The organism is Pseudomonas frederiksbergensis (genome assembly GCF_001874645.1).
GTDB classification, from domain to species: domain Bacteria; phylum Pseudomonadota; class Gammaproteobacteria; order Pseudomonadales; family Pseudomonadaceae; genus Aquipseudomonas; species Aquipseudomonas frederiksbergensis_B.
Genome location: NZ_CP017886.1, coordinates 5,296,270 through 5,322,619, shown reverse-complemented (window position 1 = coordinate 5,322,619; position 26,350 = coordinate 5,296,270). Strand labels below are relative to the sequence as shown.

Below are 26,350 nucleotides of genomic sequence, written 5' to 3'. Positions count from 1 at the left end.
GGTGCCTGCTTCCAACTTAGGAATCAGGCTCCGGAGCAACACAGCGATGCGCGAGGCGCAACGCCCAGCGGACATTGCAGTTGGCGCAACACACTTTTGCGCGGCGAGGCGATACCCCCGCATCCGCATGCCTGTCTACCCTTCGCATCTCAAGCACACCGCTGTTGGGGTGGTTAGTGCAGCCGCAAAGGATGACCAAGCATGAACAAGAAAGGTCTCTGGTTAGGCGGACTTACGCTCGCCGTCTGTGGCGTCGCTTTAGCCGGTGCTCTGATGTGGCGGCCATCCCTCGCCCCCGTCAAGCAACATGCGTTGCAGGATTCCGAGCAGATCAAGCGCGGAGCGCTGGTTGTCGAGGCCGGCGATTGTGCGGTCTGCCATACGCGCCCGGGAGGCGAGTATTTGGCTGGCGGACTCGCGCTGGTGACGCCCTTTGGCACGCTCTACAGCACCAACATCACACCCGACGATCGCACCGGCATTGGTGAATGGTCTCTGGAAACGTTCGAGCGGGCCATGCGTCACGGGATATCCCGCGACGGGCATTTTCTTTATCCGGCGTTTCCCTACGCACATTATCGCCGCATGAGCGAAGGCGATCTGAAAGACGCTTACGCCTATTTGATGAGCGGGCCGCCAGTAGATTCGCCTGCTAGGCCAAACCAGATGAACTTCCCCATGAACATTCGGCCGCTGGTTTCGTTCTGGAACCTGCTGTTCCTTCACGGCGAACAGCCGCAATCGGAGTCCCGGCAAACGGCCCAATGGAATCGTGGGCGGTATCTGATGGAAGGCGCTGGACACTGCGCGGGCTGCCATTCACCACTCAACCTTTTGGGCGCTGAAAAGTCTGGGCAATCGCTGGCCGGGGGCATGGTCGATGGCTGGGAGGCTCCTTCCCTGCTTGGCTTGGCTCATGCGCATAAGCCCTGGAACAGCCAGCAACTGGTGGGCTATCTGCGCGGTGAGGTTGCTGCCGACCACGGAGCCGCGGCAGGTCCAATGAGGCCGGTCAGCCTGAGCCTGGCGAAAGTACCCATCAGTGATGTGCAAGCCATTGCCGAATACCTGCTGAGCCTGGGTGCGCACAATCCAGCTGAACCACGATCACCTTCTCCTGACATCACAACTGTCGATCCGACTGCGCGAAATGAAGGGGCAGCACTCTTCCAGGCTGCCTGCGCAGGTTGCCATGGCTCAGGGGCCCCCATGCGATTGATCGACGGACGTCCTGATCTCGCAGACACATCCGCCATGCGCTCCGCCACTTCGCGCAACTTCGTCAAAACGGTACTCGAGGGCATCGCTATGACTCCAGGCGCTTCAGGCCCTGGCATGCCGGCGTTTGCCACCACCTTGAACGAAGCCCAACTCACTGTGCTGGCTACGTATCTGCGTGCTCGCGCTGAGCCGGATCATCCCTGGGCCGACCTCTCAGTAACTATCAAAGACTTACGCGAGGATGCGAAATGACCCACATGACCCTGAATGTCAATGGATCGTCCCACCATCTGGACATCGACGCCGATACCCCTCTGCTATATGCCTTGCGCAACCAGCTTGAGCTAAACGGGGCAAAGTATGGGTGTGGGCTTGGCCAGTGCGGCGCCTGCACGGTGATCGTCGACAACAAGCCGATATTTTCCTGTGTAACACCTTGCTCAAGCGTACAGGGCAAAGAAGTCCGCACCGTAGAAAGTCTGGGTACAGCCGATCACCCCAGTGCGCTGCAAAAGGCGTTTATCGAAAAGCAAGCCGCGCAATGCGGCTATTGCATCGCCGGAATGCTGATGCGAGCCCAGGTACTGCTGGAGCGCAATCCAAACCCTGACGAGCAGACAATTATCGCTCACATGGCGCCGAACCTCTGCCGTTGCGGCACACACCTGCGAATCATCGACGCCATCCGCGCCGCGTCTGGAGCACAACATGAAGACCAACGCTAACGTCGATCTTGGGCGGCGCGCCTTCCTGCGTAACGGTTCCTTGCTGGTGGTGTTCTCGCTGCTACCGGTTGCAGGCAATGTATTGGCCGACACTGAAGTGGATACGCTCGGCACCCTGGTGCTGGCTCCAGACCTGCCCGGTAGCTTGCGCACCAACCCCTACCTGGATGCCTGGATCCGCGTCGATGCGCAGGGAATAACCGTTTACACCGGTAAGGCCGAACTGGGCACAGGGGTAAAAACCGCGTTGTTGCAGATCGCAGCCGAGCGTTTGGAAGTAGCGCCCAATGCAATCAACATGCTGACCGCCGACACCGCGTTGACACCCAATGAAGGCTATACCGCAGGTAGTCACACCCTCTTCGACAGCGGAACAGCGTTATTCAACGCCGCGGCCCAAGTGCGCCAATTGCTAGTGGAGTCTGCGTCCAGGCTTTGGGGCGTTGAGCCTGATCGGTTGGTGACACGTGATGCGATGATTCAAGAGCCCAACGGGCGGCGCATGACCTACTTCGAAGCAGTAAGCGGAGTGGATCTACATCGCTATGCGGAGCCGAAGTCTCCGGCAAAGCCCGCAGAAAAATTCAGTCTGATTGGGCATTCGCTGCCTCGCCTGGACATCCCGGCTAAGGTCAGTGGTGGTGCCGCATTCGTACAAGACATGCGTCTTCCAGGCATGCTGCATGCACGACTCATCCGGCCACCTGGACCAGGTTGCCGACTGCAGTCGTTTGATGCCAGCGCCTTGCAAAGCCTTCCTGGTGTGGTGCAGGTCGTGCGTGACGGCAACTACCTGGCCGTCGTTGCACAGGACGAATGGCAAGCAGTGAAGGCGATGCGCGCAGGGTATGAGCAGGCGAAATGGAGCGAAGGCGATGCGTTGCCCGACGCGCGCAATATCCATGCATTGCTCCCTCGATTGCCATCGCGCCGTTACCCCATCAGCCACAACGGTAGTCCGGCTTCGGTACCCGGATCGAGTTACCGGGCACGGGTGACCAAACACTATGTCATGCACGGCTCTATCGGCCCGTCCTGCGCGGTGGCCTGGCTCAAGGACGGTATGCTTACCGTCTGGACTCATACTCAAGGCGTCTACCCGCTACGCGCGGGTATCGCGGAAATGCTGGGGTTACCGTTGGATCGGGTTCGATGCATCCATACCGAGGGGTCGGGCTGCTACGGCCATAACGGGGCGGATGATGCTGCGGCGGACGCTGCATTGATTGCCATGCGAGTGCCCGGTTATCCCGTGCGGGTTCAATGGATGCGAGAGCAGGAAAACCTGTGGGAGCCCTACAGCTCCGCAATGATCACCGAGGTGCAGGCGAGCCTGGATCAAAGCGGTCGACTTCAGGATTGGGCATACGAACTGTGGACGACCCCGCACAACGAACGCATCGTCAATGCCGGTCGCTTGTTACCTGCGCGCTTGCTATCCAAACCGTTCGCCTCAGCCCCATCGGTTCCTATCGCGCAACCGGAAGGCGACGGTGACCGTAACGCCGTGCCGCTGTACAGCGTGGCATCGACCCGTATCGACATGAATTTCATCACCCAGATGCCATTTCGCACGTCGGCAATGCGCTCCTTGGGTGCGCACATCAATGTCTTCGCGATTGAAGCCTGTATTGATGAGTTGGCGACGCGTGCCGGAGTGGACTCAGTCGCTTTCCGCCTCGCACATTTGGAAGATCCTCGTGCTCGAGCAGTGGTAGAGCGAGTGCGGGACAACTTTGGCTGGACAGCAACGCCAACCGCGCCGGGCGTGGGTATCGGCTTTGCCTTCGCTCGGTACAAAAACATCATGGGGTATTGCGCTATCGCGGTGCAGGTACGCGTTCATCCTCAAACCGGCGACATAGTGGTTGATCGGGTGGTCACAGCCGTGGATGCCGGACAGATCGTCAGCCCCGACGGTCTGCGAAACCAAATAGAGGGTGGGATTGTGCAATCCACCAGTTGGACTTTGTACGAAGCCATCGATTTTGATGCTGGTGGAGTACGTAGTTATGACTGGAGCGGTTATCCGATTCTGCGCTTTCCGCAATTGCCACGGAATGTCGAAGTGCATTTGATTGATCAGCCAGGACAGCCATTTCTGGGTGCCGCAGAGATCGTACAAGGCCCTATGGCTGCCGCCCTTGGAAATGCGGTGACTAACGCCACTGGCCGCCGGCCTTCGCAACTGCCCCTGACTCGATCGTTTTAAGTGCAGCAATCGCTAACCGAGCGAGACCGCTCCGTGAGAGCGGTCATTGTTGCCTGCGCCGCGACCAGTGTTGCAACTCACGCAATACGGCTTAGCGAAGAGCGCTGATTATCAGAGTCCAGCCCAGCCCTTAGAGTAGGTCGAAAAGGAGGATCCACCCATGCGCAAGTTCACAACTACCCCTCAGCCCCTGTTCCAACCGATTGCCGTTGGCCCGTTGCAGCTCAAGCATCGCATCGCGATGGCACCACTCACACGCTCGCGAGCTGGCCAGCCTGGCGACGTGCCGACACAGATGAACGCCGAGTATTATCGTCAGCGCTCCAGCGCTGCCCTGATCATTACCGAAGCGACGCAGATCTCTCGACAAGCGCAAGGCTATGCCTGGACGCCGGGCATCTACAGCCAAGAACAGATTGATGGCTGGCGTGTGGTGGCCGATGAAGTACATAAGGCAGGCGGACAGATTTTCATGCAGCTATGGCATGTCGGGCGCGTTTCGCACCCCAGCTTCCAACCTGATGGCGGACTTCCAGTTGCGCCGACATCGATGCCGGTTCCTGGTAAAACATTCATTGTCGACGAACAGGGCAACGGCGTATGGGGAGAGATTCCTGACCCTCAGGCACTGACAATCGATGGCATCAGAGCAATCATAGAAGACTACCGTCGCGCTGCGCGCAACGCCATTGAGGCAGGAATGGATGGCGTTGAAATCCATGCAGGCAATGGTTACCTGCTTGACCAATTCATCAATAGCGCAAGCAACCAGCGAGATGACGCTTACGGTAGCAGCATCGAAAATCGCAGCCGCATGTTGCTCGAAGTCGTAGCGGCTGTAGCAGCAGAAGTCGGGGCAGAGCGAACAGCTGTACGCCTGACACCCATGGGGCGCTTCATGGGAATGGGTGACGACACGCCTGAAGACACGTTCGGTTATCTGGTTAACCGGCTCAACGATTGGTCGCTGGCCTACCTTCACCTGGTTGAGCCTGCCATCGTTGGGACTGTACGAGATGAGCAATTTGATCCCCGCTGGGACGCCATCATTCAGCAATTGCGTACCGCATGGCACGGTGTACTGATTCTCGCCGGTGGTTATGACCCAGCTAGCGCCGCACGGGCAGTGTCGGAAGGCCGCGCAGATATCATCGCCTTCGGTCGCCCTTTCCTGGCTAACCCTGATCTGCCACGACGTATCCGCGAGGAGCTGCCACTCAACCCATCGGATCCTGCCAGCTTCTTTGGAGGCGATGCACGCGGGTATACCGACTATCCCACCCACCCGTAATAGGGGTTGCCATGCAACACCTGGATCTGCTCGTGCTGGAACAGGCTCTTGATTGGGCCGCACAAGACCGCAGCTTGTGGCTATGTACGGTGATCTCGACGTTTGGCTCCGCGCCCCGGTCACCCGGGGCCATGCTAGTTGTTGATGAAACGGGTGCTTCTGTTGGCTCGCTGTCCGGTGGCTGTGTGGAAGAAGAGTTCTTCGCAAGCCTTGCGGGTGGGCATTTTCGGCAAGCGGCCCAGGTGATCAGTTACGGCACGAGCACCGAGGAGCGGCAGCGACTTCAGTTGCCCTGTGGAGGAAGCCTTGAGGTTCTGGTTGAATTTCGCGAACCGAGTCCACAATGGAAAATACATTTGCAGGTGCTGCTCGACGTTTTGCGCGGACAGCGCAGGATCCTGCGAAGAGTCAGTCTGAGCGACGGAAGCTTTAGCCTGTGCAGTGAAGAGGCTTGTACCAGTAACGTTAGGCATGAAAGGAATCATGTGCAGATCGGTATTGGGCCCGCTTTGCGAGTGCTTTTGGCTGGACTTTCGCCTGTCGCTCAGGCCTGCGGTCAGTTCGCCAAAGCTTTGGGTTGCGAGGTGGTTGTGTGCGATCCACGGGAAGAAGTCCGTGATTTGGCAATTGATGGCGTCGAGCTGTTACCCATTCTTCCTTCATTGTTCATCGCCAACGGCGGATGCCACGCCGCTACAGCGGTGGTTGCTCTGACACACGATCCGAAGATCGACGACCTGACTCTGATGGAAGCTGTGAACACTCAAGCCTTCTATATCGGGGCGATGGGGTCACGCCGAACCTCGGAAAAGCGAGCAGAGCGTTTGGCACGCATCGGGGAGTTGAGTGCTGAGCAAATTGCTCGGCTACATATGCCTATCGGGTTGGACTTGGGTAGCCGTACACCGACAGAAATCGCGTTGGCGGTTATGGCTGATGTTCTGCGGGTTTACCGGGGAAAGGATCGCGCTGCGTTATGAGCAAGAGGAGGAGTCCATATACGGACACAGAGCGCAGGCTGCACTAACCAATGAGATAGCCCCCTCTCGCGCATTGGTCTTTAATTGTCTCCACTCAAGATACAAACGGTCCGATCCAATCGTTCACGCAAGAACTCGATCAATGCCTGGACCGGTCGCGAGCCCTGACGATGCTGCGGATAGACCGCCGATAATGTCAACGGCTCAGGGTGGAAGTCGCCGAGCACCGGTACCAGCCGCCCATCCTTCAAGGCCGAACCGACAATGAAGGTTGGCAAATACGTAATGCCCATGCCGGCGATGGCCGCGTCCTTGAGCAATTCACCGTTGTTGACCCGCATCCTTCCCGTGACGTTGACGATCAATGGCTTGCCCTGCCCTACAAAACGCCATTGCACCTGACGACTGTGGCCATAAGGCAGGCAGTCATGAGCATGCAAATCCTCGGGTTTGACCGGGGTGCCGCGCTCGGCCAGGTAAGCCGGGCTGGCGCAATACACCCGCTGGATGGACGCGATGCGTCGGGCAATCAGCGTCGAATCTTCCAGCACCCCGATGCGCAATGCCAGGTCGTAACCCTCGCTGAGCAAATCTACCGGCCGGTCGCTGAGATCGACTTCAACCGTGACGTCGCGATAGCGCTGCAAAAACACCGGCAGCAGCCCCCCCAAATGTGCCACGGCGAACGACAGCGGCGCACTCAAGCGAATGGTGCCGCGGGGCTCGATGGTCTGGCCGGCTATCCCCTGCTCCACTTGCTCCACTTCACTGAGCAGGCGCAAGGCCGACTCGTAATAACTCTGCCCCAGGGGCGTGACGTCCAGCCGCCGGGTCGAGCGATTGAGCAGCCGCACGCCCAGGCGTTCTTCCAGTTGCATCAGACGCCGGCTGACGAACTGCTTGGACAGGCCCAACTGATCCGCCGCCGCGGTGAAGCTGCCGGAGTCCATGACCTGGCAAAAAATACGCATATCTTCGAATGGGTTCATTGTCACTTCCTGGTTGACAGTAAAACACTTTATAGCGGCTTTTTCCCTTTCTGACACCCCATTAATCTGTATCCATGGTGCTGCCGAGGCCTTGATTGAAAGGCCCGCTGAGAGCCCACCTCAGGTACTCAACTTCCAACGACTAAAAAAGGATTTTCCCATGAACATCGTCCAGAAAACCCTGACCACCAGCCTTCTCGCCCTTTGCGTCGGCAACGCATTTGCCGCTGGCAGCCCGGGTGTCGAGCACAACACCCAGGCCTTCCTCGAAGCCCTCGCGGCAGGCGACGGTAAACCGCTGGAACAACTGAGCCCCAGGGATGCCCGCGCCGTGCTGGCTGGTGCGCAATCGTCGGTGAAGGTGGATCTGTCGGGAGTGGAAGTCACTGAACGTTCGATCAAGGTCGGCGAACAGAACATCACGCTGAAAATCGTTCGCCCCGCCAAGGTCAAAGGTCAACTGCCGGTGTTCATGTTCTTCCACGGTGGTGGCTGGGTGCTGGGTGACTACCCGACTCACCAACGGCTGATCCGTGATTTGGTGGTGGGTTCCGGCGCGGTGGCGGTGTACGTCGATTACACGCCGTCGCCGGAAGCACACTACCCGACGGCGATCAACCAGGCCTATGCCGCCACCCGTTGGGTTGCCGAGCATGGCAAGGAGATCGGTGTCGATGGCAAGCGCCTGGCAGTGGCCGGCAACAGCGTCGGCGGCAACATGGCAGCGGTGGTGGCCTTGATGGCCAAGGAACAGAAAACCCCGACGCTGCGCTTTCAGTTGCTGATGTGGCCGGTGACCAACGCGCAATTCGACACCCCGTCGTACCAGCAATTCTCCGAAGGCCACTTCCTGACCAAGGGCATGATGAATTGGTTCTGGGACAGCTATACCACCGACACCGCCGAGCGTGCACAGATCCATGCCTCACCGTTGCAAGCCAGCGCGGGACAACTTCGCGGTTTGCCCGCCGCCCTGGTGCAGACCGCCGAGTTCGACGTGCTGCGAGACGAAGGTGAAGCCTATGCACGCCACCTGGATGCTGCCGGCGTACCGGTCACGGCCGTGCGCTACAACGGCATGATTCACGACTTCGGCCTGCTCAATCCCCTGAGCCAGATCCCTGAAGTCAAGGCGGCGGTTCGCCAGGCGGCGCTGGAGCTCAAGACTCACTTGAACTGAGCCCCACAAAGACGCCTGCCCCGCAGCAGGCGTCTTACTGTCTGCCCTGTCTCAACGACCCAACGATTACCGGGAGTTCCCCCATGTCCTTTGTCTACGGTCACCCCCTGTCCTTGAGCGCCCTGCTATTGATGATCGACGCTCTGCTCTGGCATCTGGCGCCCTTCAAGCACCGCGTCACCCGGGTCGGACTGCGCCTGGGTCTGTTCCTGATCTTCAGCACACTCATCGTCAGTGCCGGCGTCAGCCCATTGCAGGCACCGGTGTTTGCCGACGACAGCGAGATGCAACTGGGGGCCACGGCCCTGGGGATTATCTGGTGGCTGTACGCCGCGCGGGTGCTCACCGAAGTCATTGGCCTGGTGCTGATGCGGCGCATCGACCACAGCGGGCGGCTACTGCAGGATGTCATCGGCGCGCTGGTGTTTCTGATCGCCATCGTCGCCGCGGCCGGTTATGTGCTGGAGCTACCGGTCAGGGGGCTGCTGGCGACGTCCGGCGTCGTGGCGATCGTTGTCGGTCTGGCGTTGCAGAGCACATTGAGCGATGTGTTTTCCGGCGTCGTACTTAACACCACAAAACCCTATCAGGTGGATGACTGGATCATGATCGACGGCACCGAAGGCAAGGTGCTGGACATCGACTGGCGCGCCACCCACCTGCTCACCACCGCCGGCAGTACCGCAGTGGTGCCGAACTCGGTGGCGGCCAAGGCGAAGATCATCAACCTGAGTCGGCCGAGCAACATGCACGGGGTGTCCATCAGCATTCAAGTGCCCAACCATATCCGCCCACGGCGGGTGCTGGACGCACTGGATCGCACCTTGCAGGGTAGCAGCAGTTTACTGCTCTCTCCGACGCCCAAAGCGGTGCTCAAGGAAGCGGGTGAAACCATGTCCGAATACGTGGCCAGCGGTTTCATCGCCGAGCTGGGCAAAAAAAGCGAAGTGCGTAATCAGTTGTTCGACCTGGCGCATAGGCACCTGGAGGCGGCGGGCATTTCCCGGCAGCTCGATGGTGTGATCGAACCCTCCATCCGGACGCGCGCGTTGCTCGATGAGGTGAAAATATTCCGTTCGCTGGGTGAAGACGAGCGCGATCAACTGGCCCAGGCCATGACCCCGCAACAGTATGCGGCGGGCCAGGTGGTGCTGGATCTGAATGAGGTTTCAGACGCCCTGTTCGTTATCGCCACGGGTGTAATCAGTGCCACTGTGCCCGACGGTACCGGACAAACAGAAGCTGGACGCATGGGACCGAGCGAAGTCATGGGCGAACAGAGCATCCTCAACGACACACCGTCCCAGGCCTGCTTCACCGCGCTGACCTCCTGCATCATCTACCGCATCGACAAGTCCCTGGCACGCAGCTGCATGGAGCAACGCAGCGAAGTCGGTCGCGCACTGAACAAACTGCAAGCGGTTCGCCAACAGAACAGCCGACTGGCACTGATGACCAAAGCAGTACCGGTCAAGAAAGGCGGTTTCCTCGGGTGGTTGCAAAAGCGTTGATCACTGGCCGAAAAAATGCCCGCGCAATGGCGGGCATTCATTCGAATCAGCGTTGCGGCGGGACTTACTTGGCCGTCAGCACCGAGTAGCTGTTCATCAGGTTGCGATAGTTCGGAATGCGCGGCGACAGCAGGTTCGCCAGGCCTTCCATGTCGTTGCGCCAGTCGCCTTGCAACTCGCACGCCACCGAGAACCAGTTCACCAGTTGTGCACCGGCAGCGGCCATGCGCGCCCAGGCTGCCTGTTGCACGGTTTCGTTGAAGGTGCCCGAGGCGTCGGTAACCACAAACACTTCAAAACCTTCAGCCAGCGCCGACAAGGTCGGGAACGTCACACAAACATCGGTCACTACGCCGGCAATGATCAGCTGCTTGCGGCCGGTAGCTTTTACGGCCTGGACGAAATCTGCGTTGTCCCAGGCATTGATCTGACCTGGACGTGGAATGTAGGGCGCATCCGGGAACAGCTCCTTCAGCTCAGGAACCATCGGGCCGTTCGGGCCGTTTTCGAAGCTGGTGGTCAGGATGGTCGGCAGTTTGAAGAACTTGGCCAGGTCGGCAAGGGCCAGCACGTTGTTCTTGAACTCGTTGGGCGAGAAATCCTGAACCAGCGAGATCAGGCCGGTCTGGTGGTCAACCAACAATACAACGGCGTCGTCTTTGTTCAGGCGCTTGTATGGAACGTTGCTCATGTGAAACTCCTCGGTGGATGGATGTCGCTTATGGCGCCGACACGGTTGGCCGGCGCTCTTTTATGATCGTTAGAAAGCAAAGCACGAGCAGCCAAAGGCGCCCCAGAAACCCTGGAAATCACTGACCGGCGCATTCGACAGGCGCGCCCGCTCATGGCTGTGGGAGTGAACGGCGCACGGCCCACTGCAATGGTGAACCTGAGCCTGCATCGGCGAAGTCGGACGCCAGTGTCCCGGCACCTTGGTCACCGGCGACCAGTCTGGCAGCACCGGCACACTGGCCGGCCCGAGCTTTTCGAAGTCACCGGCGGCGTAAACCACCTTGCCGCCGACCACGGTCAGCACCGACTCGATCCACTTGATCGCTTCTTCTTCGACGCTGAAAAAATCCGCGGTCAGGGCAACCACATCCGCCAGTTGTCCGACCTTGATCTGGCCCTTCTTGCCCTGCTCGGACGAAAACCAGGCACTGCCGTGGGTATACAGTTCGAGCGCGATCTGCCGGGAAAGGCCTTCGGCGTGCAGCTCCATGCCGCCGACCGTGCGCCCGCTGACCATCCAGTACAGCGAGGTCCAGGGGTTGTAGCTGGAAACCCGGGTCGCGTCGGTGCCGGCACCCACCGGAACACCCTCGGCGAGCATGCGCTTGATCGGTGGCGTGGCTTCGGCCGCCTTGGCGCCATAACGCTCGACGAAGTATTCGCCCTGGAACGCCATGCGGTCCTGGATCGCAATGCCACCACCCAATGCCCTCACCCGCTCGATGTTCTGCGGGGTGATGGTTTCGGCGTGATCGAAAAACCATGGCAAGCCGTTGAACGGAATGTCTCTATTGACCTTCTCGAACACGTCGAGCATGCGGCTGATCGATTCGTTGTACGTCGCGTGCAAACGGAACGGCCAGCGCTGCTCGACGAGGTGGCGGACCACGGGTTCCAGCTCGTCTTCCATGGTGTGCGGCAGGTCCGGGCGCGGTTCGAGGAAGTCTTCGAAATCCGCTGCCGAGAACACCAGCATTTCGCCGGCCCCGTTGTGTCGCAGGTAATCGTCGCCCTGGTGCAGGGTGACGCTGCTGGTCCAGTTCTTGAAGTCGGTCAGCTCTTCCTTCGGCTTCTGGGTGAACAGGTTGTAGGCGATGCGAATGGTCAGTTGCTGGTCCTTGGCCAACTGTTCGATCACCTGATAATCGTCCGGATAATTCTGGAAACCACCGCCCGCATCAATCACGCTGGTCAGGCCGAGTCGGTTGAGTTCACGCATGAACTGGCGCGTCGAGTTGACCTGATACTCCAGCGGCAGCTTCGGCCCTTTGGCTAGCGTCGAGTACAGAATCATCGCATTGGGACGCGCCACCAGCATGCCCGTCGGATCGCCGTTGGCATCGCGCACAATCTCGCCACCCGGCGGGTTCGGCGTGTTGCGGGTGTAGCCGGCAACCCGCAACGCGGCGCGGTTGAGCAACGCACGATCGTACAAATGCAAGACGAACACCGGCGTATCAGGCGCCGCCTGGTTGAGTTCTTCCAGGGTCGGCATGCGCTTTTCGGCGAACTGGAATTCGTTCCAGCCACCCACCACCCTCACCCACTGCGGCGTCGGTGTGCGGTCGGCCTGGTCCTTGAGCATGCGCAGCGCATCGGCCAGGGACGGCACGCCTTCCCAGCGCAGTTCGAGGTTGTAGTTCAAACCGCCACGAATCAGGTGCAGGTGCGAGTCGTTGAGGCCGGGAATGACGCAGCGGCCCTTGAGGTCGATCACCTGGGTGCCTGAACCGCGCAGCGCCATGGCTTGCGCATCGGTGCCGACGGCGACGAAGCGTCCGTCGCTGATGGCTACCGCGCTGGCGAGGGGGTTCTCACGGTCAACGGTATGAAATTGGCCATTGAATAGAATCAGATCGGCGTTCATCGCGTTTCCTCAGACAGAGTGGAATGGGACTGGTCGGCTGTCAGCCAGGGGGCGAACAGTCGGGTCGCCCTGGGCATGAACAGGTACACCACCGAAACCACGATGGTCACGGTGATCAGAAAAGTGGCGACCACGTAATTGGACAGAAAGGCGTTGAGCTTGAGCAGCGGGCCCCAGATCAGCGGCACCAGCAGGGTGTGCGGCAGAATCACCATCAATGTCAGCACCGCCTGCTTCCAGCGCGGTGGTGGTGAGGCGGCATTCGCCAGCGGTGAAAACCAGAATTCGTTGATCGGGTGGACCTCGGTCTGGTCGCCATCCGCGAGCATCGGTGCGGCTTCGTTGATCAGCTCCAGCCGTTGCGGCGAATCAAGCCAGCGCTGCATCGCCTCGGTGGAGCAGAAGCGCAGCACGCACGTGAACATGTCGAGGCCGGCGTTTTTGCCGCGAATGACATCCACCCCCAGATGCCCCACGTTTTGCCCCGCCACGCCGACAATGCGCCGCAGCCAGGCCTCATAAGGCGCTTCAAAACCAGCCTTGACCCGGTGCTTGACGATTAAGGTCACGACCTCATCGAAACCCGGCCGAGCGGTTGCAGTATCGAGGCGATTGGAATCAGGCATAACGGAAAGCTCCGGCGAAACGATCATTGAGCGCCAGCCCAGTTGAATAAACACCGACGTTGATTCGCCGATACCAGATTCGATAGTGCCGGTGCCTGGGCGCAAAAAATTGAACGCACGTGCTCTCATTGCGACCGGACCGTCAGTACCGCCTACGGGGTGGTGATGTTCAAGGGTTCGGACATGTACTGACTAATCCGCGAACGCAACCAGCGCTCGGCCGGGTCGTTGTCGTGCACCCCACTCCAGGCCATCGAAAGTTGTGCCGCTTCAATGGGAAACGGTGGATCTTCGGCTCTCAAGGCGCACCCTTCCACCAAGGCGCAGGCAGCGTAGTCGGGCACGGTGGCGATCATTTCGGTGCCGGCGAGCAACGCCCGCAAACCACTGAATTGCGGAACCCCCAACACCACCCGACGGGTGCGACCGACCTTGGCCAGGTCGAGGTCGATATTGCCGCTCAAGTCACCGGAGAACGACACCATCGCATGGGGTCGTTCACAGTATTCATCGAGCGTCAGCTCGCCCGATCGGTTGTCACCGCGCAACACTTTGCAGGCGATATCCCGCAGCTTCTTGCGCTTGGCATTGGCCGGCAATTCGGTGGTGTAACTGACCCCAACGGAGATCTCCCCGGATGCCAACAAGGCCGGCATCAACAGGTAATTGGCCCGGCGCACCACGACCACGATACCCGGCGCTTCCTCGCGCAATTGGCTCAACAACGGCGGAAACAAGCCGAACTCGGCATCGTCCGAGAGGCCGATGCGAAACACCTCGCAGCTGGTCGCCGGATCGAACTCCCTGGCCCGGCTGACGGCCCCCGAGATGGTGTCCATCGCCGGTTGCAGCTCCTTGAGAATTGCCAGTGCCCGCGCCGTCGGCTCCATGCCCCGACCGTTGCGCAGCAGTAATGGATCGTCGAACAAATCGCGCAAGCGCCCCAATGCCGCACTCACGGCCGGTTGGCCCATGAAGAGTTTTTCGGCGACCCGGGTCAGGTTCTTTTCGAACATCAAGGCCTCGAAAATCACCAGCAGGTTCATGTCGACGCGGCGCAGAGCGTTACGGTTCATCAGCACAGTCCCCATGTGTTTTCAGCCAGGCAAACGCCTGTCGGGCGTTACTCGATCATCGGCACGTTGGCTGCCCGCTTGTACGGCCCGTACTCGATGGGCACCCACTGAAAATGCCCGTTCACCGTGGTGATATGCCCCACGCCCGGAAACGGCAAATGCGCCGCCGTCACCCAGATTTTGCTGGTGGCCACGTCATTGAAGACGTTGGTGCGGCTCTTGATCGCCTGCTGACTGTCGACGTCGAAGCGGATCGACACTTCGGGATGCTCGAACTGCACTGCCAGGTTATGCACCAGATCGCCCATGAACAGAATGCTCTGGCCCTGCGAGGTGAAACGGTACGTGGTACTGCCCGGCGTGTGCCCGGCTTCCAGCACGGCATCGACGCCCGACACCGGCGACTGACCGGCCGCGAAGGTCTTGAAACGGCCCGCTGCGATGTAAGGGGCGGTGGAATCCTGAGCGATCTTGAAGAACTCTCGGGCACCGGCGGGTGCCTTGGCGATCGCCTGGGGGTCGAGCCAGTAGTCGGCTTCTTCCTTGGCGGCGTAGACCGTGGCGTTGGCGAACACCGGTTGTTGCTTACCGTTCACGAGACCGCAAACGTGATCCAGATGCAGGTGCGTGAGCAGGATGGTGTCGACCTGTTCCGGCTGATAGCCGGCAGCTTTCATGTTCGCCGACAGCATGCCCGCAGTAGCGCCAATGCACTGGCCCGCGCCGGTATCCACCAGGATCAGTTGCTTACCGGTATTGACCAGAAAGGCGTTGAACGCAGTCTGCACCCCCGGCGTTTCAATCGAGCGACGAGCCAGCAACGCGCGGACCTGGCTCTCGGTCAGGCCATTGAGCAACTTCGGCGACAGATCATTGTAGCCATCGAACAGCGCCGTCACTTCGTAATCGCCCACCGCCAGTCGGTAGTAACCGGGCACCTGAGTGGCCACTTGGGCCGGTGCCTGAGCCAGGGCGCCAACCGATGTCAGCGCCAATGCCAAGCCGAACCCGCCGAGCGTTCCAACCCGAGAATGCTTCATACCTTCACCTTCGATAGAGACAAAAAAAAGCGGCCCGGAAAGCACGCCACATGACACCTATCTTGCACCCGCCCCCTCCCTCCACACTTGCAGCGATGTGCTGACTTGGCGTTGTTTCTTCGTCCAGACCAGACCAAGGAATTAACAACGTTTAACTCGCTAGCCAGCGCGCCGCGTCCAAGAATGAAGCCCTCTGCGCATACCTGTTTTTCCAGAGGGAAGGTGCTGACCAGCCGTGCAGTGCGCCAGCGCATTCCCACCGACACGGAATTTTGTCATGGCCCACGTTCAGCACAACGCCGTCAGGGCGTCAGTCACGCAAACGCAAAAAGCCACCACTGGTGGCCTCGCCCCCTGGCGGGAAAGCCTGGTCAAACAGCTGATTCTCGAGCACCTGAGCGAAACCCTGGAAGTCACCGAACTCGCTCGGGCCTGCGCCCTGTCCCGCAGTCATTTCTCCCGGGCCTTCAAGTGCAGCACCGGCCTGTCGCCTCAGGACTGGATTCGTTGCCAGCGCATCGTCCGGGCCAAGCAACTGATCCAGAACACCGACCTGACCCTGACACAAATCAGCCTGGAGTGCGGGTTCTGCGATCAGGCGCACTTCTGCCACATCTTCACACGCAGCGAAGGCATCAATCCGTTTGCCTGGCGCTGCCGCGCACAGCTCACCACCCCTCGCCTCAACGACGTGACTGCACAGCGCAGCGCTCGCCGCCCGTCCTATGCCGATCAGTTACATGCTCGATAGTCGTCAATAAAAACGCCGAGAGGCAGAACCTCTAGGCGTTTTCATGGGTGGAACGGTGTTGCCGGACGACTCAGCCCTTGAGAAACGCCAACAGATCGGCGTTAAGCCGATCCTTATGGGTGTCGGTCAGGCCATGGGGCGCGCCCGGATAGACCAGCAGCTTCGAGCCTTTGACCAGTTTGGCCGAGGCGATGCCGGCGGCTTCGATCGGCACGATCTGGTCAGCATCGCCGTGTACCACCAGGGTCGGCACGTCAAACTTCTTCAGGTCTTCGGTGAAGTCGGTTTCCGAGAACGCCTTGATGCAGTCATAAGCGCTTTTGTGGCCAGCCATCATGCCTTGCATCCAGAACCAATCGATCATGCCCGGCGAAGGTTTGGCGTCAGGCTTGTTGAAACCAAAGAACGGCCCGCTGGCGACGTCTTTATACAGCTGCGAACGGTCGGCCAGGGAGGCCTGACGCAAGCCGTCGAACACCTCGATCGGCAGGCCACCCGGGTTGGCTTCGGTCTTGAGCATCAGCGGCGGCACCGAAGAAATCAGCCCCGCTTTTGCGACCCGGCCGGTGCCGTGGCGACCGATATAGCGCGCCACTTCACCACCGCCGGTGGAGAAGCCGAACAGCACCACGTTCTGCAGGTCCAGCAATTCGATCAACTGGGCCAGGTCGTCGGCATAGGTATCCATTTCGTTGCCGAACCAGGGTTGGCTGGAGCGGCCATGCCCGCGGCGGTCGTGGGCGATGACCCGGTAGCCCTTTGACGCCAGGAAGATCATCTGTGATTCCCAGCTGTCGGCATTCAGCGGCCAACCGTGGCTGAAGACGATGGGCTGGCCTGTACCCCAGTCCTTGTAGTAAATCTCGGTACCGTCGCGGGTGGTGAATGTGCTCATAGCGCTTGCTCCTTGACTAAGGTCGGGGTGTTTGGGTGAATCAAACCGTTGGATGGCCCATGCGTTCGGCCAGGCGCGCCACCCGCTCGCCAAGGTGCGCGGCGGTGCAGCGATCTTCGATCGGTGGCGCATGATCGGGGGACTGTTCGAGATTAGACTGGGCCATCGCCCCCAGGGAGCTGCCCAGGCGATTCAGCTGCCCATCGAACATGCCGGCGCTGGAGCGTGCCGGCAGCAAGTCGAGGCCAACCCAGATCATTGAGTGCTGAGCGGCGAAGACCGCCATCTGCAGCAAGGTGTTAAGTTTGTCGCCGCACAGACAACCGGAATTGGTGAATCCGGCAGCGAGTTTGTCGCGCCAGGGCTGGGCCAGGTAGAACGACGCGGTGGCCTCCATGAACCCTTTGAAGGACGCCGAGGCGCTGCCCATGTAGGTCGGGGCGCCGAAGATGATCGCGTCGGCGTGGTGCAAGCGCTCCCAGTGTTCGTCCACATCCTCGACCGGAATCAGCCAGCAGGTACTGCCCAAGTGCCGCTCCACGCCCAGGGCCACGGCCTCGGCAATGACCCGGGTATGCCCATAACCACTGTGATAGACCACCACCACGTTGCTCATTCCGGCATCCTCCAGAAGTGTTCGTCCTTTTGTTGCAAGAAGGCCAAGGCTTGCGTTGAACTTGAAAGATTGGATTTTTGAGCGTAGACCGGCACAGGACGAGTTAAACGTTGTTAATTTTCAACGGTGCGCGAAAAGCCCCGACGCCCCTATTCGCTGCTACAAGCCCAATAAATACGGAGCCTGTCGACGGTAACGGGAAGGCGACCCGGTGCAGGTCAACCCGTCAGCACATTGCGTTGACGAAAAAACCTGAGGAACATGCTCGGATACCGCGTGACAGACGGGGGTCAGACATAACACCTGCCCCTGATCCACCCTCCCCGCCAACGTGCAACGGGTGACGACCATCAGAGACGCAACAGGAGTGACCCGTTGACCCTTTCCCCCGAGCAGGCTGTGCATTTCGGCCCCTACCGGATTTACCCCGGACAACGTCTGGTCATGGAGGGTGACCAGCCCCTGCGCCTGGGTCGGCGCTCCATGGACATTCTGTTGATCCTGCTGGAGCACGCCGGAAATGTGGTCAGCAAGCAGCAACTGATCGCTCGGGTATGGCCCAAAAGTGTGGTGGAAGACATCAACCTGCGGGTGCATATGGCCGCACTGCGTAAAGCCCTCGGCGACGGTCAGGCTGGCCAGCGCTACATCATCACCGTCGCTCAGCGCGGTTACAGCTTTGTCGCGCCGTACTCCCTGGAGCCCGTCGAACACCCTCCGGAAAGTGATTCAGACGGCCCGTGTGACCATAACCTGCCGATCCGTCGAACCCGGATGATCGGTCGCCAGGCCCTGGTTGACAGCCTGGTAGGGCAACTGGTGCAGCAGCGCTTCATAACTCTGATAGGCCCTGGCGGCATCGGCAAGACCACCGTTGCCCTTTGTGTCGCCGAGCAATTGATCGGCCGCTATCGAGACGGCATTCGCCTGCTGGATCTGGCGCCGATCAACGACCCCGCAATGATCACCACTCACCTGGCAACGCTGCTCGATCTGTCCTTGCACAACGCCGAACCCATGAGTTGCCTGGCAACCTTCCTGCGCGAGCGGCAAATGCTGCTGGTCATCGACAACTGCGAACACCTGATCGACAGCGTCGCACTGCTCTGCGAAAGCATCCTGCGCGGCGCCCCACAGGTGCATATTCTGGCCACCAGTCGCGAGAGTTTGCGGGCCGAAGGTGAGTCCGTTCAGCGCCTCGAATCGCTGGACTGCCCGCCGCCCATCGCTGTGTTGGATCGCACCCAGGCCTTGACCTTTTCGGCCTTGCAGTTGTTCGTCGAGCGGGCAATGGCCAGCCACGACAGTTTCGAACTGATCAATGAAGAGTTGCCCCTGACGATTGAGATTTGCCGCCGTCTGGACGGTATTCCATTGGCCATCGAACTGGCGGCCGCGCAAGTGGGCAACCTTGGTCTGAGCGGACTGCTGGAGCAACTTCAGGGCAGCTTTCGCCTGCTAGCAAAGGGCTACCAAACCACATTGGGCCGTCATCAGACCCTGCGCGCGACGCTGGACTGGAGCTTCGCGCTGCTCGGCCCGTGCGAGCAGACCTGCCTGCGCCGACTGGGTGTCTTCAGGGGCGGCTTCACCCTTGAATCAGCGGCGGCGGTGATCGTTGGCGAACACATCGAGCCCAGCGCCGTGTTTGCCTCAATCACGCAACTGGTGGCCAAGTCATTGCTGAACGTGGAAGTGGGGGACGAAGAGGTGTTTTATCGCCTGCTGGACACCACCCGCAGCTATGCCCTGGAAAAACTCGACCAGGCCGCTGAACTGCCGGATACCCGCGAGCGTCACGCCGAACGTTGCCTGGCCTTGATGCATCAGGCTCAGAATGACTGGGAGCAAACCCCGTCCGGCCTATGGATCGAGCGTTACGCCCGAGGTCTGGAAGACATCCGTGCGGCTCTCGACTGGGGCTTGAATGCCCATGGCCCGCAGGTGCTGGCGATCCGCTTGGCCGCGGCCTCCGCGCCGCTGTGGCAGGAGCTGTCGCTGCTCGAGGAACACGGCGTGTATGTGCGCAAGGCTCTGGCACTGCTTGATGCAGCACCGGAGCCGTGCCCTCGTTTGACCATGGCCCTCAAGCTCGCCCTTGGCAGCTCCTGCTACCACGCCCAGGGTGGCACCGCCGAAACTGTCGAAGCCTTCGTGACCGCCAGAATCCTGGCCGAACGCTGCGATGATGTGGCCGGTCAGCTCAGGGCGGTGTCCGGGCATATGGCGGTCAACCTCTGTTGCGGCAACTATCAAATGGCTTTGGAGCAAAGCCTGCAATTCGATCGATTAGGGTCGCATGGTAATGCGGTGCTGTCCCTCAGCACCCACCGCTTGCGAGTGCTGGCCCTGCACTTTGCCGGAGATCAGCGGCTGGCCCGGGAAAACGCCGAGCTGGTCATCCAGCGAATGGCCCAGAGCGGGCACCTCAATCGCTTCACCCGTGGCTTTGGCGTGCAGTACGACCAGAGCGTCGCCGCCCTGACGATTCTGGCGCGGATCCTCTGGCTGCAAGGCCACCCGGAAAAAGCCTGGTACACCGCTCGCCAGGCCCTGGACATCGCGATCCAGATCAACCACGGCACCTCCATCTGCTACACCCTGGCACTGTCCGGCTGCCTGATTGCCCACTACAACGGCGACACTCGGACCGCCCGCGAGCTCTTGCGCCTGCTGCTGGAGCAAGCACAGAAGCACTCGGTGCTGCTGTTCTACACGTGGGCCCGGCACTATGCGCAGGTTATCGACAGCGCCGATGCGCACCCGACCTCGCAACCCGCTACCGGACTTATCAAGGAAATCATGGTCACCCTGGATAGCGGTTTCATCGATGACGCCTTGCTGGAACGCGCCGAAACCGGCACGGCGGGCTGGAGCACGGCGGAAATCCTTCGTGCCAGGGCTGACGCCTTGCTGTCAGACAATTGTCCGGGCGCGGCCGAGACTGTTCTGCTCAAGGCATTGAACGTGGCAAAGGCCCAAGGCGCATTAGCCTGGGAACTGCGCAGCGCCACCTCACTGGCACAGCTTTGGCAGCGTCAGGGCCACTTCCAGCAAGCCCATGACCTTCTTCAACCGATCTACGCCCGGTTCACCGAAGGCTTTGCCACGCCGGACCTAACCAACGTCCATCAATTGCTCGACGATCTGCAGCGACACCTTCCCGCCTGAACCCCAGCGGGCCCTGCTGATGTAGCGGGCATAACGCATTTCAAACACCCGCAGCAGCCCACTGCGTTCAAGCTTCTCCAGCGCGTAGGTGCGGGTGGTATTGAGAAAGCGGTAACGTGTCATGCCATTGCCCTGCTCAACCGACAGCAGCGATTTGCGCGCCAGTCGCTCCATCACCTCCACCAGACGGGTGGGCCGCAGCACCTCACAGCTGATGACGCCGATGGCCGCGTCCAGAGTAAAGGCCATTTTGAACACCGCCAGCCCCTGCAACACGGTTTGCTCCAGCGGGCTCAGCCGCTGATAGCTCCAGTCCAACGCGGATTTCAGGGTCTGATGCCGTGGAGCGGCGGTGCGCCGCCCCTGGGTCAGCAGTTGAAAGCAGTTGTCCAACTGGGCTTGCAGCCCCACCAGCGCCAGCGCATCGATCTGCGCCGCCGCCAGTTCGATGGCCAACGGCAAACCATCGAGCCGACGGCAGATTTCGCGCACGGCTTTGAGGTCCTGCTCACGCAGGGCAAACCCTTGCTGGCGGGCTCGAACGCGGCTGACAAACAGCTGTACCGCCGAATAGCCCATGACCTCGGCCACACTGTGCAACGACGAAGCCGGAGGCACCGAAAGGGCCGGTAAACGCTGCACTGTTTCCCCCAACGCCTGCAGCGGTTCACGGCTGGTGGCCAGGATAGACAGCCGTGGCGCCGACACCAACAGCGCCTCCACCATTGTTCGACAGCGTTCGAGCAGATGCTCGCAATTGTCGAGCACCAGCAAGGCATGCCGTGGTGCCAACGCATCCACACCAATGTCCAGTTCAAGGGTGTGAATCAGATGATCAACGACCTGCGCCGGTTCTTCGATTGCCGCAAAGTCAATGACCCAGACACCGTCGCGATAGTGCTGCAACAGCAATTCGGCCACGCGCAACGCGACCGTGGTCTTGCCGATCCCCGCCGGACCGACCAGCGTCATGAACCGGCGAACCGGCAACTGCCGGACCAGACTGCCGACCACCGAGTCTCGACCGGTGACCGGCGTGAGCCGTACAGGCAGGTTGTGCTGGTGCTTCTGAACGGTCTCGATCGAGACAAGCGCACCGTCCAACTCGCGCTGCACCGGGGCGATGAAACAATAACCACGCAGCGGAATGTTGACGATGTAGCGTTGCCCGCTCCGGCCGTCGCCGAGGGCCCGACGCAGGGCCGCTATATGAACACGCAGGTTGATTTCCTCGACTACCGAGGTCGGCCAGACGCGAGCGATCAATTCGCCCTTGCTGACCACGTTGCCGGCGCGCTCGACCAGCACCCGGAGGATATCCAGGGCTCGCCCACCCATGCGCAACGGCCGATCACCGTCCAAGATCAGCCGTTGCTGCAAGTGGAACACGTACGGGCCAAACCGCAGCACCGCATCGCTGTTTAAATCGCTGAGGCTGTTCATGCACACTCACGTGCTGAAAACCTGGCCCGGCCCAACGTACTGCATCATCCGTTGCGCGAGTTCGCCCAGGCTCCCGCACCTCCATTGCAAAAGTTCACCGGTATCTTGGCAGGCGTGGGTGACGGTACAACCACCACGGGAGGAGCGTGACAGCCATCGCGGTGCATGGAACGGACAAGAACGCTCTAGCTGAACTGTTCGCGGTACTGGGAGGGGGTCAGGCCGAGCTTTTCACTGAACAGAAAACGCATGTGCCGCACGCTGCCGAAACCACTTTTGTAGGCCACGGTCTTGAGCGGCAAGTCGCTGGTTTCCAGCAGATTCCTGGCGCAGTCGATCCGCGCGCTTTGCAAAAACTCCATGGGCGTCATGTTCACCTCACGAGTGAACATTCGGGCGAAGTGCCGCGCACTCATGTTCGCCAGGCTGGCCATGCGTTCGACGCTGAAGGCTTCATCAAGGTGTTCGAGCACCCGCTTCTGCACCCGGGTGACCGGGGTTTCATGGGGCGCCACCGCAGCCATCAGCGGACTGAACTGCGCCTGTCCGCCCTGGCGCTTCATGACCACCAGCAACACCTTGGCCACGTCCTGGGCGACTTTCTTGCCGTGATCCTGAGCGACCACCGCCAGTGCCAGGTCGATGCCCGCGGTGACACCGCCGGAGGTCATCAGGTTGCGGTCCTGAACGTAAATCTGGTCGGTCTCGACCGTTGCCAAGGGGAAGCCCTTGATCAACCGCTCCGTGTAATGCCAGTGGGTCGTCACACGATAACCGTCCAGCAAACCGGCATGCCCCAGCACGAAAGCGCCCGTGCAGATCGAGCCATAACAGGTCGACCGGCCGACGGCACCCTGAAGCCAGGCAAGCAGCGACGGATGTTTTTCGTTGTACGCCCCCGGGCCACCCGGCACCAACAGCAGGTCATAACCGTCACGCGCCTGATCGATATGCAGATCGGCCTGCACGCTGACGCCATTGGAAGCACGCAGCGCGCCGTGCTCAGTACCAAGCATCAACAGTTGATAGTGCTCGCCCGGTTCCAGATAACGATTGGCGATTGAAAACACCTCAATAGGCCCCGCCATGTCGAGCAGAAGAAAGTCTGGAAACAGCACCATTGCCACGGTTTTCATGGGTTGGAAATCACTGATATCAAAGAAAAAGACGCGTCACGTCGACACCGAACAGTATGGCCAAGTGTGGCGTGATCGTCGGATAAAAATACGTGATTTTCCGCACAAAACTGTCAACCTGAGTGAGACAGTATTTCAACTTTCACCTACTTATTGCACAAACCGGTAAACATTAACCTTCTCCTCACTCGGACGAACTCTCGTCCCCACAGGAGATTTCATCATGTTGACCCTTCGTAAAGCCTCTGATCGCGGCGCGGCCAATCATGGTTGGTTGAAGTCGTTCCATACCTTTTCCTTCGCCAACTACCGCAATCCGCGGGAGCAGGGTTTTTCTGACCTGCTGGTGATCAACGACGACCGGGTCGCAGCCGGCAAAGGTTTCGGCCAGCACCCTCATCGGGACATGGAGATTTTCTCCTATGTGCTCGAAGGCGCCTTGGAACACAAGGACACCCTGGGCACCGGTTCGGTGATCCGCACCGGTGACGTGCAACTGATGAGCGCCGGCAGCGGAGTGGCACACAGTGAATACAACCACTCGGCGACCCGGCCGGTGCACTTCCTGCAAATCTGGATCGTGCCGGAGGTCAGCGGCGCCAAACCGCGCTATCAGCAAGAGCACTTCAGTACGCAAAAGAAACGCGGTCGCTTGCAACTGATCATCTCCCCCGATGGGGCCAACGGTTCGCTGCGGGTGCGTCAGGATGCCCGGGTTTACTCCGGCCTGATCGACGGCAAGGAAAACGCTACCCTGGAGCTGGCTGCCAATCGCTACGCCTATGTGCATGTGGCCCGGGGCAGTGTCGAGCTAAACGGTGTGCAGTTGCAGGAAGGCGACGGCGTGCGGGTCCGGGATGAGCAGGCGCTGACCTTGAGCAACGGCGTGGATGCCGAGGTGCTGGTGTTCGATTTGCGGCCTCAGGAACTGCCTGAAATGCCATGACCTTAGTGGACCCGGGGGCTTCAACGCCCCTGGGCTTCATGTAGAGGTTATTGGGCTATGCCCATAATCCGGTTACCCATCCGCACGCCCCACTCGCCCATGCGCCCGCCTTCGTCAAGCTGTTGGTGCTGCCAAGCATGCAGCGCAGCATCCAGGTCGGTTTTTCCATCGAGGGCCTGGGCCAGCGCCAGAGCATTGGACGCTGCCTTGGCCGTGCTGCCGGCAGTGTGCGGGCGCGGTACGAAAGCGGCGTCACCCGTCAGTAGCACGCGGTCGAACACCATGCGCGGCACGCTGAAATCGAGGATCGCCTGGACGAAAATATCGTCGGTCTGACGAATCAGCTCGCGAAAGGCCGGATTGGCCAACGCTTCGCCCTTGGCGCGAATCCACGCCTCTTGTTCTACCGCCAGTGCACCCGGAGGAATGGAGTGGCTGCGTCGATGACCGTCGCGGTCAGTCAGCACCTTGTCCAGTTGCGGCCCTTGCTCCGCTTTCAGGTACCAGAGCCAGTTGAAGCGACGCTCACCAGGAGTTACCGATCCATCGATTCCCGGCACCATGTACTCCAGCATCATCGACTCGGGGTCATGCTGAAACACGAAGTCCTCGTAGATCTGCGCCTTGGCGAACTCGGGAAGGCGCGGTTCCTCGACCAACCCGCGCCAGACCACATAGCCCGAATACGACGGCCCCATGCCCGGCAACAACAGGCTGCGCACGGTCGAACCAGCCCCGTCGGCACCGATCAGCAAATCGCCCTCGGCGCTGCTGCCATCTTCAAACCGAGCGGTTACCCGGCCGTTGTGCTGGGCGAAACTGACCAGCTTCATGCCACGGTGGTAGGACTCGGCCGGAAACCCGGCGAGCAGCGTGTTGTAGAGGGTGTTCCAGGAGGTCTGGGTCTGCGGCATCGGTTGTTGACTGAGCACCGCGCCCAGGCGATCGAGGTAGAGCCGGTCATGGGAGCGCACACCTAATGCCTTGGCCGGTTTTATTCCGCTAAAGCGCAGGTGTTGGAGGACATCCGGTTGCAACACAATGCCACCGCCGCGGCTATCCATCGCCGCAGGGGAGCGCTCGTACACCTCGACCTGCCAACCAATGGCCCGCAGTGCCGTGGCGGCAAACAAGCCGCCGAGGGAGCCGCCGATCACCAGGGCCTTGGGTGCGTTTGCAAGGCTCATGAACGTTCTCCCGCGAGCAGGCTCTGGCTGATCACATCCACCGGCTGGGCACCACTGATAACGTCTGACCCCATCCGCAAGTGGGGGACCGAATGCACATCGCGGGCTTTGGCCGCCGCTTCCAGAGCCAGTACCTCAGAGATGCCTTCACTGGACTTCAGGAAACTCAGGGTCAAGTCGCGATCAAGGCCGTTTTCGCCTGCGATGTCGACCAACACGTCAACGTCCCCGATGTCACGCCCTTCGGCGAAATAGGCCTTGAAAATCGCCTTCACCAGTCCGGACGCATCCGTGCCGATCTGCTGTTGACGCCAGATCAACCGGTGCGCCGCGAGTGTGTTCGGGGTTTTCTCAGCGCGCTCGTAGTCAAAGACCAGGCCCACCGCGCGGCCGGCCTGGGTGACCTGTGCATCCATGGCCTGGCTGCGCGCCCAACTGCCGAACTTGCCCGAGCGGTAGGTCTTGCGATCCATTCCTTGCGCCGGCATGTTCGGGTTGAGCTGATAAGGGACATAAGTGATGCGGCGAGTGGCTGACAGGCCAGTAACGGCCAGAGCACGATCCAGATTTTCACCGCCAATCCAGCACCAAGGGCAGATGAAATCATAGGTCACTTGAATATCTGTGAGGGATGCTTGGCGTTTCATGGTGGTCTCCGTTGAAGGTGTTCAGGCCTTCACGTTAGGCCTGCACACTGACTCAGAGAATCCCGCGGTGGCGCAACGTTGCATTGCGCCGCAGGCAACGATCAGCGA

General features: G+C 60.3%; 22 protein-coding genes. 10 read left to right on the top strand and 12 right to left on the bottom strand.

The window, feature by feature from the left end; genetic code table 11:
- Nucleotides 1-201 precede the first annotated feature (201 nt).
- From BLL42_RS25560 to BLL42_RS25540, 5 genes are all read left to right on the top strand, one after another.
- Complete coding sequence (locus tag BLL42_RS25560) at nt 202-1,473, top strand: c-type cytochrome (RefSeq protein WP_071555327.1); 1,272 nt, start codon at nt 202-204, stop codon at nt 1,471-1,473.
- On the top strand, nt 1,470-1,946 hold the full coding sequence (locus BLL42_RS25555; RefSeq protein WP_071555324.1) for a (2Fe-2S)-binding protein: 477 nt from the start codon (nt 1,470-1,472) through the stop codon (nt 1,944-1,946). The genes BLL42_RS25560 and BLL42_RS25555 overlap by 4 nt, the downstream gene beginning before the upstream one ends.
- Entirely contained in the window at nt 1,930-4,158 is a 2,229-nt protein-coding gene (locus BLL42_RS25550) for a xanthine dehydrogenase family protein molybdopterin-binding subunit (protein WP_071555322.1), read from the top strand. The genes BLL42_RS25555 and BLL42_RS25550 overlap by 17 nt, the downstream gene beginning before the upstream one ends.
- Nucleotides 4,159-4,318: 160 nt before the next feature.
- Nucleotides 4,319-5,449 carry an alkene reductase gene (locus tag BLL42_RS25545; RefSeq protein ID WP_071555320.1) on the top strand — a complete coding sequence of 377 codons (1,131 nt, stop codon included), beginning with the start codon at nt 4,319-4,321 and terminating at the stop codon, nt 5,447-5,449.
- 11 nt (nt 5,450-5,460) lie between these two features.
- Entirely contained in the window at nt 5,461-6,429 is a 969-nt protein-coding gene (locus BLL42_RS25540) for an XdhC family protein (protein WP_071555318.1), read from the top strand.
- Between the two features lie 80 nt (nt 6,430-6,509).
- Here BLL42_RS25540 and BLL42_RS25535 read toward each other — a convergent pair whose 3' ends face one another.
- Nucleotides 6,510-7,418 carry a LysR family transcriptional regulator gene (locus BLL42_RS25535; RefSeq protein ID WP_071555316.1) on the bottom strand — a complete coding sequence of 303 codons (909 nt, stop codon included), beginning with the start codon at nt 7,416-7,418 and terminating at the stop codon, nt 6,510-6,512.
- Between the two features lie 160 nt (nt 7,419-7,578).
- Here BLL42_RS25535 and BLL42_RS25530 point away from each other — a divergent pair, with 160 nt between their 5' ends.
- Together BLL42_RS25530 and BLL42_RS25525 are read left to right on the top strand one after the other, a co-directional pair.
- Nucleotides 7,579-8,598, top strand: a complete 1,020-nt coding sequence (locus tag BLL42_RS25530) for an alpha/beta hydrolase (RefSeq protein WP_071555314.1) — start codon at nt 7,579-7,581, stop codon at nt 8,596-8,598.
- 83 nt (nt 8,599-8,681) lie between these two features.
- Nucleotides 8,682-10,109, top strand: a complete 1,428-nt coding sequence (locus BLL42_RS25525) for a mechanosensitive ion channel family protein (protein ID WP_071555312.1) — start codon at nt 8,682-8,684, stop codon at nt 10,107-10,109.
- Nucleotides 10,110-10,173: 64 nt separating this feature from the next.
- On the opposite strand, the gene ycaC is transcribed toward BLL42_RS25525, so the two are convergent.
- The 5 genes from ycaC to BLL42_RS25500 all read right to left on the bottom strand — a co-directional run bounded on the left by ycaC (nt 10,174) and on the right by BLL42_RS25500 (nt 15,450).
- The gene (ycaC, locus tag BLL42_RS25520) at nt 10,174-10,800 is read right to left on the bottom strand and encodes an isochorismate family cysteine hydrolase YcaC (RefSeq protein WP_071555310.1); all 627 of its coding nucleotides are present in this window, start codon (nt 10,798-10,800) and stop codon (nt 10,174-10,176) included.
- 69 nt (nt 10,801-10,869) lie between these two features.
- Nucleotides 10,870-12,708, bottom strand: a complete 1,839-nt coding sequence (locus BLL42_RS25515) for an amidohydrolase (protein ID WP_071555308.1) — start codon at nt 12,706-12,708, stop codon at nt 10,870-10,872.
- A complete protein-coding gene (locus BLL42_RS25510; RefSeq protein WP_071555306.1) occupies nt 12,705-13,334 on the bottom strand; it encodes a putative antibiotic biosynthesis monooxygenase in 630 nt (209 codons plus the stop codon). The genes BLL42_RS25515 and BLL42_RS25510 overlap by 4 nt, the downstream gene beginning before the upstream one ends.
- A gap of 152 nt (nt 13,335-13,486) precedes the next feature.
- A complete protein-coding gene (locus BLL42_RS25505; RefSeq protein WP_071555855.1) occupies nt 13,487-14,410 on the bottom strand; it encodes a LysR family transcriptional regulator in 924 nt (307 codons plus the stop codon).
- Nucleotides 14,411-14,457: 47 nt separating this feature from the next.
- Nucleotides 14,458-15,450 carry an MBL fold metallo-hydrolase gene (locus tag BLL42_RS25500; RefSeq protein ID WP_071555304.1) on the bottom strand — a complete coding sequence of 331 codons (993 nt, stop codon included), beginning with the start codon at nt 15,448-15,450 and terminating at the stop codon, nt 14,458-14,460.
- Nucleotides 15,451-15,727: 277 nt separating this feature from the next.
- Here BLL42_RS25500 and BLL42_RS25495 point away from each other — a divergent pair, with 277 nt between their 5' ends.
- Nucleotides 15,728-16,201 carry a helix-turn-helix domain-containing protein gene (locus BLL42_RS25495; protein WP_071555302.1) on the top strand — a complete coding sequence of 158 codons (474 nt, stop codon included), beginning with the start codon at nt 15,728-15,730 and terminating at the stop codon, nt 16,199-16,201.
- Between the two features lie 70 nt (nt 16,202-16,271).
- On the opposite strand, the gene BLL42_RS25490 is transcribed toward BLL42_RS25495, so the two are convergent.
- Nucleotides 16,272-17,096 (bottom strand): alpha/beta fold hydrolase, encoded by an 825-nt coding sequence (locus tag BLL42_RS25490; protein WP_071555300.1) that lies wholly within the window; start codon nt 17,094-17,096, stop codon nt 16,272-16,274.
- A gap of 40 nt (nt 17,097-17,136) precedes the next feature.
- Complete coding sequence (locus BLL42_RS25485) at nt 17,137-17,712, bottom strand: flavodoxin family protein (RefSeq protein WP_071555299.1); 576 nt, start codon at nt 17,710-17,712, stop codon at nt 17,137-17,139.
- Between the two features lie 375 nt (nt 17,713-18,087).
- On the opposite strand from BLL42_RS25485, the gene BLL42_RS25480 reads away from it, so the two are divergent.
- Nucleotides 18,088-20,883, top strand: a complete 2,796-nt coding sequence (locus BLL42_RS25480) for an ATP-binding protein (RefSeq protein ID WP_071555297.1) — start codon at nt 18,088-18,090, stop codon at nt 20,881-20,883.
- On the opposite strand, the gene BLL42_RS25475 is transcribed toward BLL42_RS25480, so the two are convergent.
- Nucleotides 20,830-22,326, bottom strand: coding sequence for an ATP-binding protein (locus BLL42_RS25475; RefSeq protein WP_071555295.1), 1,497 nt, complete (start codon nt 22,324-22,326; stop codon nt 20,830-20,832). The two genes, BLL42_RS25480 and BLL42_RS25475, sit on opposite strands and share 54 nt — an antisense overlap.
- Nucleotides 22,327-22,511: 185 nt before the next feature.
- Nucleotides 22,512-23,462 carry a GlxA family transcriptional regulator gene (locus tag BLL42_RS25470; RefSeq protein WP_071555293.1) on the bottom strand — a complete coding sequence of 317 codons (951 nt, stop codon included), beginning with the start codon at nt 23,460-23,462 and terminating at the stop codon, nt 22,512-22,514.
- A 223-nt stretch (nt 23,463-23,685) separates the two neighbouring features.
- Between BLL42_RS25470 and BLL42_RS25465 the strand changes: the two genes are divergently transcribed.
- Nucleotides 23,686-24,408: a pirin family protein gene (locus BLL42_RS25465; RefSeq protein WP_071555291.1), complete on the top strand. Its 723-nt coding sequence runs from the start codon at nt 23,686-23,688 to the stop codon at nt 24,406-24,408.
- A 47-nt stretch (nt 24,409-24,455) separates the two neighbouring features.
- Here BLL42_RS25465 and BLL42_RS25460 read toward each other — a convergent pair whose 3' ends face one another.
- Both BLL42_RS25460 and BLL42_RS25455 read right to left on the bottom strand, forming a co-directional pair.
- Nucleotides 24,456-25,595, bottom strand: a complete 1,140-nt coding sequence (locus BLL42_RS25460; protein ID WP_071555289.1) for an FAD binding domain-containing protein — start codon at nt 25,593-25,595, stop codon at nt 24,456-24,458.
- Nucleotides 25,592-26,242 carry a DsbA family oxidoreductase gene (locus tag BLL42_RS25455; protein WP_071555287.1) on the bottom strand — a complete coding sequence of 217 codons (651 nt, stop codon included), beginning with the start codon at nt 26,240-26,242 and terminating at the stop codon, nt 25,592-25,594. The genes BLL42_RS25460 and BLL42_RS25455 overlap by 4 nt, the downstream gene beginning before the upstream one ends.
- Nucleotides 26,243-26,350 lie beyond the last annotated feature (108 nt).